Genomic DNA, 13398 nt, shown 5'->3' with positions numbered 1-13398 from the left:
GATGCGAGTGCCGCTCAGCTGGCTCGCCGAGTACGTCGAGCTCGTCCCCGGGACGACGCCCGAAGAGGTCCATGCCGCCCTCGTGAAGGTCGGCCTCGAAGAGGAGGACGTGCACGCGTTCGAGCTCGAGGGCCCGATCGTCGTGGGCGAGGTGCTCGAGTTCGTCGAGGAGCCGCAGTCCAACGGCAAGACGATCCGCTGGTGCCAGGTCCGCGTCGCGCCCGAGGGCGAGACGGCGGCCGACGGCGGGGACGCCGTGCACGGCATCGTCTGCGGCGCCCGCAACTTCTTCCCGGGCGACAAGGTCGTGGTGACGCTGCCCGGCTCGGTGCTGCCCGGCCCGTTCCCGATCGCGGCGCGGAAGACGTACGGGCACGTGTCCGACGGCATGATCGCCTCGGCGCGCGAGCTCGGACTCGGCGAGGACCACGACGGCATCCTCCGGCTCGCCGAGCTCGGCATCGACGCACCGGTCGGCAGCGATGCGATCGAGCTGCTCGGGCTGAACGATGCGGCGGTCGAGATCAACGTCACGCCCGACCGCGGCTACGCCTTCTCCATCCGCGGCGTGGCGCGCGAGTACGCGCACGCCACGGGCGCCGCGTTCCGCGACCCGGTGGCGCAGTCGGCGCCGGCGGATGCCACGACCGGGAGCTTCCCGGTCGTGATCGCCGACGAGGCGCCGATCCGGGGCCGGGTCGGCTCGAACGTCTTCGCGACGCGCATCGTGCGCGACGTCGACGCCTCGCGTCCGACGCCGCCGTGGATGGTGGCGCGGCTGAAGCTCGCGGGCATCCGCTCGCTCTCGCTCCTCATCGACATCACCAACTACGTGATGCTCGAGTTCGGGCAGCCGATGCACGGCTACGACCTCGACACGCTCGAGGGCGGCATCACCGTCCGGCGTGCGCGCGAGGGCGAGACGATCGAGACGCTCGACGGCAAGGTGCGCACGCTCCACTCCGAGGACCTGCTGATCACCGACGATGCCGGTCCGATCGGCATCGCCGGGGTGATGGGCGGCGCCCGCACCGAGATGAGCGGCACCACGCGCAACGTGCTCATCGAGGCCGCGAACTTCGACCCCGTGTCGATCGCCCGTGCCGCCCGCCGGCACAAGCTCCCGAGCGAGGCGTCGCGGCGCTTCGAGCGCGGCGTCGACCCCGAGATCGCCGCCGCCGCGGCGAGCCGGGTCGCGCAGCTCATGGTCGACCTCGCCGGCGGCACCGCCGACCCGGCCGGCGGCCTCATCCACGAGGCGCCCGCGCGTGAGGCCATCCTCCTGCCCGACGGTTACGCGTCGGCGCTCATCGGCGTCGAGTACACGGATGCCGAGATCCGCGTCGCGCTCGCGGAGATCGGCGCCGCGGTCGAGGCGGTCGACGGCGGGCTCGCCGTCACGCCGCCGAGCTGGCGCCCGGACCTCACCGGCAAGGCGGAGCTCACGGAGGAGGTGGCCCGACTCGTCGGGTACCACCGGATCCCCTCCGTGCTCCCCGTCGCGCCGCCCGGGCGCGGCCTCACCCGGGCGCAGCGCCTCCGGAAGCGCACGGCCGACGTGCTCGCCGCGGGCGGCGGCACCGAGGTGCTGGCGTTCCCGTTCGTGAGCGAGGCCGACAACGCGAGCTTCGGCAGCGTCGACGGCGCGCCCGTGGCGTCCGTCCGCGTGGCCAACGCGCTCGACGCGAGCCGGCCGTTCCTCCGCCGGTCGCTCCTGCCCGGCCTCATCGAGGTCGCGCGGCGCAACCTCTCGCGCGGACTCGTGGACCTCGAGATCTTCGAGCTCGGCCTCGTCTTCCTGCCCGAGTCCGGCCGCGAGTACGGCACCGCCGTGCTGCCCGCGGCCGCGGCGCGGCCGAGCGACGACGAGCTCGCGGCCCTCATCGACGGCATCCCGCCGCAGCCGCGCCACGTCGCCGTGCTGCTCACCGGCGACGTCGTCGCGAAGCAGCCGGGTCAGCCCGCCGTGCCCGCCGGCCTCGCCGACGCGCTCGACGCCGTGCGCCGCATCGCGCTGGCGACGGGCGGCGAGATCGAGATCGTCCAGGGACGCCACCAGGCCATGCACCCGGGCCGCACCGCCGAGCTCCGCGCGGGCGGCGCGCGGATCGGCTTCGCCGGCGAGCTGCATCCGGCCATCGCCGAGGCGGCCGACCTGCCGCGCGTCGTCGCGGTCGCGGAACTCGACCTCGACGCGCTCATCGCCGCGGCCGACCGCACTGTCGAGGCGAGCCCGCTCGGCACGCACCCCGCGGCCACGCAGGACCTCTCGCTCGTCGTGCCGCTCGAGGCGGCGGCGGCCGAGGTCGGTGCCGCGGTGCGCGAGGGTGCCGGCGAGCTCCTCGAGGCGCTCCACCTCGTCGACGACTACCGCGGCCAGGGCGTCCCGGATGGGGCGAAGAGCCTGACCTTCGCGCTGCGCTTCCGGGCGGCCGACCGCACGCTGACCGCCGCCGAGGCGAGCGAGGCGAAGCTCGCGGGCGCGAAGCTCGCGGCCGAGCGCTTCGGTGCGGCGATCCGCGACTGACCGCACGGCGTCCGGCGCACGCGTTCGTTCGTGCGCGACGGAACGGCCCCGTCCCGGCAGCAGCCGGGCGGGGCCGCTGCCGTTGCAGCCGGGCGGGCCGGTCGGTCATCGGGCGACCGCCGGTTTGGCATCCCTCCCCTCGAGTCGATAGGGTCGCAGCATGTCCTCCCTTCGGTCCCTCGTCGCGGCGCAGCCTCTGCGCGCCGCCGCGCTGCGCGACCGACGCCGGGGCGCTCGCCGACGCTAGGCGACCCCGTGCACGGCACTGCCGCCGTGCACCGGTGTCGCCGGAGCCGACTCACGACCGCTCAGACCTTTAAGGTGGACTCATGACCTACTCCGTCGCCGTCTCCGGCGCGTCCGGCTACGCCGGAGGAGAGATCCTCAGGCTCCTCGCCGATCACCCCGAGTTCGAGGTGCGCACCGTCACCGCGCACCAGAACGCCGGACAACCGCTCGTGCAGGTGCAGCCGCACCTGCGCAGTTACACGCACCTCACGCTGAAGGAGACGAGCGCCGAGACGCTCGCGGGCCACGACCTCGTCTTCCTCGCCCTGCCGCACGGCGCCTCGGGCGCGGTCGCGGCGGAGCTCGCCGACGACGCGCTCGTCATCGATTGCGGAGCCGACCACCGGCTCGAGAGCGCCGCCGACTGGAGCGCGTTCTACGGGGGAGACTTCCACGGCGCCTGGACGTACGGCGTCCCCGAGCTGCCGCGCCTGTCGGGCACGCAGCGGGACCGGCTCGCGAAGACGCGGCGCATCGCGGCCCCGGGCTGCAACGCGTCCACCGTCGCGCTCTCGCTCGCCCCCGGCATCCGTGCCGGCGTCGTCGAGCCGACCGACCTCGTCAGCGTGCTCGCCGTCGGCCCGTCGGGAGCTGGGAAGAGCGCGAAGACGCACCTGCTCGCCTCCGAGATCCTCGGCTCCGCGAACCCCTACGCCGTCGGCGGCACCCACCGGCACATCCCCGAGATCCAGCAGGCGCTCCGGTGGGCCGGGGCCGCCGCTCCGACGATCTCGTTCACCCCGGTGATCGTGCCGATGTCGCGCGGCATCCTCGCGACCTCGACCGCCCGCATCGTGCCGGGCACGAGCGCCGCAGCGGTCCGCGCCGCCTGGGAGGACGCGTACGCGGGGGAGCGATTCGTCCAGCTGCTCCCCGAGGGCCAGTTCCCGCGCACCGCCGACGTGCTCGGCGCGAACACCGCGCTCATGGGCCTCGCCGTCGACGAGGCCGCCGGCCGGGTCGTCGTCGTCACCGCCGTCGACAACCTCGTGAAGGGCACCGCCGGTGCCGCCATCCAGTCCGCCAACCTCGCACTCGGCCTCGCCGAGTCGACCGGTCTCCCCGTGAACGGAGTCGCCCCGTGACCGTCACCGCCCCCGCAGGCTTCGAGGCCGCCGGCATCGCGGCCGGCATCAAGCGCTCCGGCGCGCTCGACCTCGCCGTCGTCGTGAACCGCGGGCCCGCTCAGCAGGCGGCCGTCGTCTTCACCTCGAACCGGGCGCAGGCGAACCCCATCCTCTGGTCGAAGGAGGCGGCGAAGGACGGCATCGTCTCGGCCGTCGTCCTGAACTCCGGCGGCGCGAACTGCTTCACCGGCCCCGAGGGCTTCCAGGTCGTGCACCGCACGGCCGAGGCCGCGGCCTCCGCGCTCGGCGTGGCGGCGGGCGACGTGCTCGTCTGCTCGACGGGGCTCATCGGCGAGCAGCTCGACGGCGAAGTGCTGGAGGAGGGCGTGCTCTCCGCCGTGGCGCGGCTCGGTTCCGACGCCGGCTCGGGCGACGACGCCGCGCGGGCCATCATGACGACCGACACCAAGCCGAAGACCGTCGTCGTGGCGGGCGCCGGTTGGAGCGTCGGCGGCATGGCGAAGGGCGCCGGGATGCTGGCGCCCGGGCTCGCCACGATGCTCGTGGTGCTCACGACCGACGCCGCCCTCGACGCGGCGTCGCTCGACCGGGCCCTGCGCAGCGCCACCCGGGTGAGCTTCGACCGGCTCGACTCCGACGGCTGCATGTCGACGAACGACCAGGTCACCCTGCTCTCGAGCGGCGCGTCCGGCGTGACGCCCGACGAGGCCGAGTTCGCCGACGCGGTCACCCGCGCCTGTCTCGACCTCGCGGCGCAGCTGCAGGCCGACGCCGAGGGGGCGAGCCACGACATCACGATCGAGGTGCGCGGCGCCGTCACCGAGGACGACGCGGTCGAGGTCGGCCGCTCGGTCGCCCGGAACAATCTGTTCAAGGCCGCCGTCTTCGGCAACGACCCCAACTGGGGCCGAGTGCTCGCCGCGATCGGCACCACCCGGGCCCCCTTCGACCCCTACCTCGTCGACGTCACGATGAACGGGGTGCGCGTCTGCCACGCCGGGCGCCCCGACCGCCCGAGGGAGGACGTCGATCTGACGCCCCGCGCGACGCACGTGCTGATCGAACTGCACAACGGCGCCGAGACGGCGACGATCCTCACGAACGACCTCACGCACGACTACGTGCACGAGAACAGCGCGTACGCGAGTTGAACGTGACCGAGCAGCGCGATTCCGGCGCCGACGCGGATGCCGCGTCGAAGGCGCAGACCCTGATCGACTCCCTGCCGTGGCTGAAGCGCTTCCACGGCGAGACGATCGTCGTGAAGTTCGGCGGCAACGCGATGGTGAGCCCCGAGCTCCAGCGCGCCTTCGCCGAGGACATGGTCTACCTCCGCTACGCGGGTGTGAAGCCCGTCGTCGTGCACGGCGGCGGACCGCAGATCTCCGCCATGCTCGGCCGGCTCGGCATCGAGAGCGAGTTCCGCGGCGGCTACCGGGTGACGACCCCCGAGACGATGGACGTCGTCCGCATGGTGCTGTCCGGGCAGGTGAACCGCGAGCTCGTGAGCCTCATCAACGAGCACGGCCCGCTCGCCTCCGGCCTGTCCGGCGAGGACGCCGGGCTCTTCACCGGACGTCGTCGCGGTGCCGTCGTCGACGGCGTCGAGGTCGACCTCGGCCTCGTCGGCGACGTCGTCGCGGTCGACCCGGCGCCCGTGCTCGCCCAGCTCGCGGCCGGGCAGATCCCGGTCGTCTCCTCGATCGCCCCCGACGGCGACCACCCGGGGCAGTCGTTGAACGTGAACGCCGACTCGGCCGCCGCATCGCTCGCCGTCGCGCTCGGTGCGGCGAAGCTCGTCATCCTGACGGACGTCGCCGGGCTCTACCGCGACTGGCCCAACCGCGACTCGCTCGTGTCGGTGATCGACGCGGCCGAACTCGCCGAGCTGCTGCCCTCGCTCGAGTCGGGCATGATCCCGAAGATGACCGCGTGCCTCGAGGCGGTGCATGGCGGCGTCGCGAAGGCGGCGATCATCGACGGGCGCGAGCCGCACTCGATCCTGCTCGAGGTCTTCACGACTCAGGGCTCCGGCACGGAGGTCGTGCCGGCGACGACGAAGGGAACCCCGGCATGACCGCCTGGCAGCCGCGCTTCGAGGCGCGCATCATGCGTTCGATCGGGCTCCCGCTCGCGAAGCTCGAGCGCGGCGAGGGCGCCTGGGTCTGGGACGACGAGGGCACCCGCTACCTCGACTTCCTCGCCGGCATCGCGGTCAACGCCCTCGGCCACGCGCACCCCGTCTTCGTCGAAGCCGTCAGCACGCAGGCGGCGAAGCTCGCGCACGTCTCCAACTACTTCACGACCGAGCCCGCGCTCGAGCTCGCCGAGCGCATCGTCCGGCTCGCCGGGGCCGGCGACGCGGGACGCGCGTGGTTCGGCAACTCGGGCGCCGAGGCGAACGAGGCGGCGTTCAAGCTCGCGCGCCTGAACAATGACGGCGGCGCGCGCACCCGGGTGCTCGCGCTCGTCGACGCGTTCCACGGCCGCACGATGGGCTCGCTCGCCCTCACCGGCAAGCCGCAGATGCGGCAGGCGTTCGAACCGCTGCCCGGCGGGGTCGAGCACATCCCGGCGACCCTCGAGGCGCTCGAGGCATCCGTCGACGACGCGGTCTCAGCGCTCATCCTGGAGCCGATCCAGGGCGAGGCCGGCGTGGTCGAACTGCCCGAGGGCTATCTCGAGGCCGCTCGCGAGCTCACCAGCAGGCACGGCGCCCTCCTCATCGTCGATGAGATCCAGACCGGCGCCGGGCGCACGGGCGCCTGGTTCGGCTTCCAGCACGCGGGCATCGCGCCCGACGCGATCACGGTCGCGAAGGGCATCGGCGGCGGCTTCCCGATCGGCGGTCTCGTGACCTTCGGCCGTGCATCCGAGCTCTACCAGAAGGGCATGCACGGCTCGACCTTCGGCGGCAACCCGCTCGCGACGGCCGTCGCGAACGCGGTGCTCGGCGAGATCGAACGCGCGGGCCTCGTCGACAACGCCGCCCGCCGCGGGAACGAGTTGCGCGAGCGCGTCCTCGGCCTCGGCTCGCCGCTCGTCTCGGGCGTGCGCGGCCGCGGGCTCCTCATCGGCATCGGCCTCGCCGAGCCGGCGGCGCAGGCCGTCGTCGCCGAGGCGATGCGCGAAGGCCTCATCGTGAACGCCGCCAACGACCACACGCTCCGGATCGCGCCGCCGCTCACGATCGGCGACGCGGAGCTCGACGAGTTCGAGGCGCGGCTCGGTCGCGCGCTCGCCGCCGTCGCCCGATGACCGCACGCAACGAACGGATGCCGATGACCCGCCACTTCCTCCGCGACGACGACCTGAGCCCCGCCGAGCAGGCCGAGGTGCTCGAGCTGGCCGCCCGGCTCAAGGCCGATCGCTACGCCGAGCGCCCGCTCGCCGGCCCGCAGACGGTCGCCGTGCTGTTCGACAAGACCTCCACCCGCACGCGCGTCTCGTTCTCGGTGGGCATCGCCGACCTCGGCGGCGTCCCGCTCGTCATCAGCTCGAACGAGAGCCAGCTCGGCGGCAAGGAGTCGGTCGCAGACACCGCCCGAGTGCTCGAGCGGATGGTCGCCGCCGTCGTGTGGCGCACCTACGCGCAGTCGGGACTGGAGGAGATGGCGGCCGGCACCGCCGTCCCCGTCGTGAACGCCCTGTCCGACGACTTCCACCCCTGCCAGATCCTCGCCGACCTGCAGACCGTGCGCGAGCGGAAGGGCGAGCTCGCGGGGCTCACGCTCGCGTACTTCGGCGACGGGGCGAACAACATGGCCCACTCCTACCTGCTCGGCGGAGTCACGGCCGGCATGCACGTGCGCATCGCGGCACCGGCCGACTACGCGCCCAGGGCCGACCTCGTCGCCGACGCCGAGCGGATCACCGCGGAGACCGGCGGCTCGGTCACCGTGACGACGGATGCCCCGGCCGCGGCGCGCGGCGCCGACGTGATCGTCACCGACACCTGGGTCTCGATGGGGCAGGAGAGCGAGAAGGCCGAGCGCCTCGCGACGTTCGGCGACTACCGGGTGACCGCGTCGCTCATGGCCGACGCCGACGCCGACGCGATCTTCCTGCACTGCCTGCCGGCGTACCGCGGGATCGAGGTCGACGCGGAGGTCATCGACGGGCCGCAGTCCGTCGTCTGGGACGAGGCCGAGAACCGCCTGCACGCGCAGAAGGCGCTGCTCGTCTGGCTGCTCGCGAAGCAGGAGGAGGCACGATGACCGACGACACGAACGCCGAGGCGCACGGCACCAACGAGGGCTCGCTCTGGGGCGCCCGCTTCGCGAGCGGACCGTCGCCCGAGCTCGCCCGGCTCTCGAAGTCGACGCACTTCGACTGGCAGCTCGCCCGCTACGACCTCGCCGGCTCGCGCGCCCACGCCCGTGCGCTCGCCGCCGCCGGGTATCTGCAGCCGGCCGAGCTCGACGGGATGCTCGCCGGGCTCGACGCGCTCGAGGCTCGGATCGAGACCGGCGAGCTCGTCGCCGCCGAGGCCGACGAGGACGTGCACGGCGCGCTCGAGGCCGCGCTCATCGACGTGGTCGGGCCGGAGCTCGGCGGCAAGCTCCGCGCCGGCCGCAGCCGAAACGACCAGATCGCGACGCTCGTCCGCCTGTACCTGAAGGACCACGCCGCCGTCATCGGCCGCGAGCTGGTGCACCTCATCGACGCGCTCGTCGCCCAGGCCGACGCCCATCCCGCCGCGATCATGCCGGGTCGCACCCACCTCCAGCACGCGCAGCCGGTGCTCCTCGCGCACCACCTGCTCGCGCACGGCTGGGCGCTCTCGCGCGACCTCGAGCGCCTCGTCGACTGGTCGAAGCGCGCCGACGTCTCGCCGTACGGCGGCGGAGCGCTGGCGGGGTCGACCCTCGGGCTCGACGCCGCCGCCGTCGCGAGCGACCTGGGGCTCGCGAGCCCCGCGCCGAACTCGATCGACGGCACCGCGAGCCGCGACGTCGTCGCCGAGTTCGCCTTCGTCGCCGCGCTCATCGGCATCGACCTCTCGCGCATCTCCGAGGAGATCATCCTCTGGAACACCCGCGAGTTCGGCTTCGTGACCCTCGACGACGGGTACTCGACCGGCTCGTCGATCATGCCGCAGAAGAAGAACCCCGACATCGCGGAGCTCGCCCGAGGCAAGTCCGGCCGGCTCATCGGCAATCTGACCGGCCTGCTCGCGACGTTGAAGGCGCTGCCGCTCGCCTACAACCGCGATCTGCAGGAGGACAAGGAGCCCGTCTTCGACTCCGTCGAGACGCTCGAGGTGCTCCTGCCGGCGTTCACGGGGATGGTGGCGACGCTCACCTTCCACACGGAGCGGATGGCGGAGCTCGCGCCGGCCGGGTTCTCGCTCGCGACCGACGTCGCCGAGTGGCTCGTGAAGCGGCACGTGCCGTTCCGCGACGCCCATGAGATCACCGGGGCGCTCGTCCGCGCGGCCGAGGAGCGCGGCGTCGGGCTCGAGGGTCTCGACGACGCCGAGCTCGCGGCGGTGTCGCCGCATCTCGTCCCGGAGGTGCGCGAGGTGCTGACGATCGAAGGCTCGGTGGCGAGCCGGGACGGCATCGGCGGCACCGCCCCGGTGCGGGTCGCCGAGCAGCTCGCCGCGCTCGCCGATCGAGTCCGTCAGCTCGTCGCCGAGCTCCCGGAGGCCGCACGCTGAGCGAACTCGTGGCGGTGCCGCGCTCGTTCTTCGAGCGCGACCCCGTCGTGCTCGCGCCGCTCCTGCTCGGCGCGGTCCTCGGCTACGAGACCGAGGAGGGCCGGGTCGCGATCCGACTCTCCGAGCTGGAGGCCTACCGCGGCGTCGGCGAGGACCCGGGATCGCACTCGAATCGCGGCCGGACGCCGCGCAACGAGGTCATGTTCGGTGCGCCCGCGCACCTGTACGCGTACTTCAGCTACGGCATGCACACGTGCCTGAACATCGTCGCGCGACCGGAGGGCCGGGCGGCGGGCATCCTGATGCGCGGCGGCACCGTCGTCGAGGGGATCGAACTCGCTCGCGCCCGACGCGCCGGGGCCGCCGATCGGGAGCTCGCCCGCGGGCCGGCGCGGCTGTCGATCGCGCTCGGCGTCCCCCTCGCGGCGAAGGGCGCCGATCTCCTGGCGTCCCCGTTCGATCTGCGGGTCCCGGCCGAGCCGCTCGCTTTCGTCTCGGGCCCGCGCACCGGCGTGAACGGTGCGGGCGGCGGAAGCGCCTATCCGTGGCGGTTCTGGCTCCCGGACGATGTCGGCGTCTCGCCGTACCGGAAGCACGCGGGCGCGCACGCCTGATCGCGCCGATCGGGTCGCGGAGCGCACGCCCCGGCCCGTGGCGCGGCTCAGCGCAGCACGAGGTGGGCGACGAGCCCGGCGCCCGCCGCCCAGATGAGGCTCGCGAGCGTGCCGATGATGAAGCGCTCCCGCGCTTCCGGCGCCTCGAGCTCCGTGAATCGGCCGACGCCCTTGACGGCGACGACGATCGCGAGGGCTTCGGGGAAGCCTGCGACGATCGCCCCGGCGGTGGCGAGCCGTTCGAGGACGCCGATCGTGCGTCCGCCGCGCAGCACCTCGCGCTGCGCCGGGCGGACGCCGTCGGCGGCGTCGCCGTGCTTCGCGTCGACGAGGATGCCGCCGTGCAGCCCCTGCCTGACCGATCCGCCCATCGCGAGGTCGAGGGCGACCGAGGCGGCGGGCCCGCCGCCGAAGACCGCGACGAGGATGGCCGCCGCCGAGGTCAGGACGCCGATCCCGAGCGGTGCCGGTCCGGGGAGGGTCGCGGCGGCGACGAGCGCGACCGCGAGTGCACCCGCGGCGAGCCAGAGGTGGAGCCGGCGCGGCTTCCAGTAGGCGAGCATCGAGAACGCCGTTGCCGCGCCGAGCGCGAGTGCCAGCACGATCCAGCCGAGGAGCTCGGCGAGGAACCAGGAGGTCACGGTCGTCCTTCCGTCGGGGATTCCGGGGCGGCGGGGCCCGAACTCCGCGGGTCGGGGGAGTCCAGGAGTTCGAGCAGCCGGGCGAGCGCCGGCAGGGCGTCGAGCTCGGCGCGGATGTTCGCCGTCTTCATCCGCGCGCTGATCGCGGGCGCGCTGACGCCGAGCTCCTCGGCGATGTCGGTCTGGCGGGCGCCCGCGACGATGCGGTCGTAGACCTCCCAGCCCTCGGCCGAGCGGCGCTCGCGCAGCACGAGGGCGAGGCGGAAGAGCGCCTCGACGTGGGCGGCGTCCGCGGATGCCGCGCCGATCGCGAAGCGGGGAGTGCTCTTCTTCGCCCGCTCGACGGCGTCGCGGGCGGCGAAGAAGGCCTCGCCGCTCGCCTCGCGGATGTCCTCGGGAAGCGGCTCGTGCACCTCGCCGACGCCGATGCCGACGCTCCAGTCGCCGGAGCGCACGAGCTCGAAGACGATGTCCACGATCGTCTCGGCGTCGTCGCTCACCAGCTGGAGCTCGTCGCCGGCGTTCCGCGCGACCGGGAGCAGCAGGCGTGCGCCGTACACCGCCTGGAGCCGATCGCGCTCGTCCGCGGTGAGGTCGGGCCGGGTGCGGCTCGCGACCTGGTCGGCGGTGACGACGATCATGGTGCTCCTCGAGGTGCAGCGGGCCCGGCCGATCGGTGGCCGAGTATGCATAAGGATAGGGCATTAATCGTGATTCAGTTAGTGTTCCATCCTGAATCCGTCCGCTGGTAGCCTGACGTGGTGTCAGATCCCGAGATCCTCGCAACCCAGCAGAACGACGCCTCCTTCGAGGACGTCTGGGACGAGCTCCTCTGGCGCGGCCTCGTGCACGTGTCGACCGACCAGGCTGCGCTGAAAGAGCTCCTTTCCGGCGAGCCGATCACGTATTACTGCGGGTTCGACCCGACCGCACCGAGTCTCCACCTCGGCAACCTGGTGCAGCTGCTGACGATGCGCCGCCTGCAGCTCGCCGGCCACCGCCCGCTCGGACTCGTCGGCGGGTCGACGGGGCTCATCGGCGATCCGCGGCCGACCGCCGAGCGCGTGCTGAACACGAAGGAGACGGTCTCCGAGTGGGTGGGCTTCCTGCAGGCGCAGGTGAGCCGCTTCCTCTCCGCGGACGGCGAGAGCGCGGTCCGGCTCGTCAACAACCTCGACTGGACGGCCGGCCTCAGCGCGATCGACTTCCTCCGCGACGTCGGCAAGCACTACCGCGTGGGCACGATGCTGAAGAAGGACGCCGTCGCGTCGCGGCTGAACTCCGACGCCGGCATCAGCTACACGGAGTTCAGCTACCAGATCCTGCAGGGCTACGACTACCTCGAGCTCTTCCGCCAGTACGACTGCCGGCTGCAGACCGGCGGCAGCGACCAGTGGGGCAACCTCACGAGCGGCACCGACCTCATCCATCGCGTCGAGGGCGCCTCGGTGCACGCGATCGGCACGCCGCTCATCACGAACGCCGACGGCACGAAGTTCGGCAAGAGCGAGGGCAACGCGATCTGGCTCGACGCCACGATGTGCAGCCCGTACCGCTTCTACCAGTTCTGGCTCAACACCGACGACGCCGACGTCGTGCAGCGGCTGAAGGTCTTCACGTTCCTCAGCCGGGCGCGGATCGAGGAGCTCGCCGAACTCGTCGAGCGCGAGCCGTTCCGCCGCGAGGCGCAGCGGGTCCTCGCGCACGAGGTGACCACGATGGTGCACGGCGCGGAGGCGGTCGCCGCGGTCGTCGCAGCGTCGCAGGCGCTCTTCGGCCAGGGCGAGCTCGCCGAGCTGGATGCCGAGACGCTCGAGTCCGCGCTCCGGGAGCTGCCGAACACGACCACCTCGCCCGATGCGCCGATCGCCCAGCTGCTCGTGGACACCGGACTCGTGGCGAGTGCGAGCGAGGGGCGCCGTGCGATCGCGCAGGGCGGGGTCTCGCTCGACAACGTGCGCATCGACGATGAGAAGGCGACCCTCGAAGGGCGCGTCCAGCCCGGCGGAATGGCGGTGCTCCGCCGCGGCAAGAAGACCCTCGCCGGCGTCTTCGTCGTCTGATCCCCGCGAAGTTCGCGAATCGGCCCCGCATCCACCCGGCTGCGGGGCCGATTCGCGTCCGGCGGGCGCTCCCGTGGACGACGGCGGCGAGAACCCGTGGAAATGGCGCTGATCCGGGACTTCTGCGGGGGAGCGCCGGGCGGGACGACCGCGACACGCCCGGGATGTAGGGCCGAGTTGCGGGGAGGTGGCGATCTCCGTAAAGTATTCATCTGTTGCCCCACAGCAGCGGGAAGAGCGAGAAGCTCACCGCTTCGAGGTGGCAGAACAATCCCGAGACCTGAAGGTTCGTCCTTCACGATCTCGAAGCATTCGGTTCCGTCCTTTTGAGGATGCCCGGGTGAAGAACGAAAGCTCCGAATGAGCGGCGTCTGTACGTCGTGAAGCGGGTGCGTCCGTTTCTTGAGAACTCAACAGCGTGCACTATGTTCAATGCCAATTTATTGAACCCCAGCCTGTTTTTGCAGGTGGGATTCCTTTGATTGATGGACAATTTGATTTTGATTAGTCAGTTG

At 72.7% G+C, this 13398-nt stretch carries 11 protein-coding genes; 9 read left to right on the top strand and 2 right to left on the bottom strand.

What is annotated here, in order from left to right:
- Position 1: 1 nt before the first annotated feature.
- The 8 genes from pheT to ROT00_RS10135 all read left to right on the top strand — a co-directional run bounded on the left by pheT (position 2) and on the right by ROT00_RS10135 (position 10179).
- Complete coding sequence (gene pheT, locus ROT00_RS10170) at positions 2-2527, top strand: phenylalanine--tRNA ligase subunit beta (RefSeq protein ID WP_404774542.1); 2526 nt, start codon at positions 2-4, stop codon at positions 2525-2527.
- 329 nt (positions 2528-2856) lie between these two features.
- The gene (argC, locus tag ROT00_RS10165) at positions 2857-3900 is read left to right on the top strand and encodes an N-acetyl-gamma-glutamyl-phosphate reductase (protein ID WP_404774541.1); all 1044 of its coding nucleotides are present in this window, start codon (positions 2857-2859) and stop codon (positions 3898-3900) included.
- Positions 3897-5054 carry a bifunctional glutamate N-acetyltransferase/amino-acid acetyltransferase ArgJ gene (argJ, locus tag ROT00_RS10160; protein WP_404774539.1) on the top strand — a complete coding sequence of 386 codons (1158 nt, stop codon included), beginning with the start codon at positions 3897-3899 and terminating at the stop codon, positions 5052-5054. The genes argC and argJ overlap by 4 nt, the downstream gene beginning before the upstream one ends.
- A 2-nt stretch (positions 5055-5056) precedes the next feature.
- A complete protein-coding gene (argB, locus tag ROT00_RS10155; RefSeq protein WP_404774537.1) occupies positions 5057-5980 on the top strand; it encodes an acetylglutamate kinase in 924 nt (307 codons plus the stop codon).
- On the top strand, positions 5977-7161 hold the full coding sequence (locus tag ROT00_RS10150; RefSeq protein ID WP_404774535.1) for an acetylornithine transaminase: 1185 nt from the start codon (positions 5977-5979) through the stop codon (positions 7159-7161). The genes argB and ROT00_RS10150 overlap by 4 nt, the downstream gene beginning before the upstream one ends.
- Before the next feature lie 23 nt (positions 7162-7184).
- Complete coding sequence (argF, locus tag ROT00_RS10145) at positions 7185-8120, top strand: ornithine carbamoyltransferase (protein ID WP_404774868.1); 936 nt, start codon at positions 7185-7187, stop codon at positions 8118-8120.
- Positions 8117-9565 carry an argininosuccinate lyase gene (gene argH, locus ROT00_RS10140; RefSeq protein WP_404774533.1) on the top strand — a complete coding sequence of 483 codons (1449 nt, stop codon included), beginning with the start codon at positions 8117-8119 and terminating at the stop codon, positions 9563-9565. The genes argF and argH overlap by 4 nt, the downstream gene beginning before the upstream one ends.
- 8 nt (positions 9566-9573) lie before the next feature.
- Complete coding sequence (locus tag ROT00_RS10135) at positions 9574-10179, top strand: DNA-3-methyladenine glycosylase (RefSeq protein ID WP_404774531.1); 606 nt, start codon at positions 9574-9576, stop codon at positions 10177-10179.
- Positions 10180-10226: 47 nt separating this feature from the next.
- Here the strand turns inward: ROT00_RS10135 and ROT00_RS10130 are convergent, their stop codons facing one another.
- Positions 10227-10820 carry a hypothetical protein gene (locus ROT00_RS10130; RefSeq protein WP_404774530.1) on the bottom strand — a complete coding sequence of 198 codons (594 nt, stop codon included), beginning with the start codon at positions 10818-10820 and terminating at the stop codon, positions 10227-10229.
- Positions 10817-11461, bottom strand: coding sequence for a DNA-binding protein (locus tag ROT00_RS10125; RefSeq protein WP_404774529.1), 645 nt, complete (start codon positions 11459-11461; stop codon positions 10817-10819). Before ROT00_RS10125 ends, ROT00_RS10130 begins: the two co-directional genes overlap by 4 nt.
- Positions 11462-11581: 120 nt before the next feature.
- On the opposite strand from ROT00_RS10125, the gene tyrS reads away from it, so the two are divergent.
- Complete coding sequence (tyrS, locus tag ROT00_RS10120; RefSeq protein ID WP_404774527.1) at positions 11582-12883, top strand: tyrosine--tRNA ligase; 1302 nt, start codon at positions 11582-11584, stop codon at positions 12881-12883.
- Positions 12884-13398 lie beyond the last annotated feature (515 nt).

The organism is Agromyces mediolanus (assembly GCF_044917495.1).
Lineage (GTDB): Bacteria > Actinomycetota > Actinomycetes > Actinomycetales > Microbacteriaceae > Agromyces > Agromyces mediolanus_B.
The sequence above is the reverse complement of the archived record's forward strand: the minus strand, read 5'-3'. Positions and strand labels throughout refer to the sequence as shown.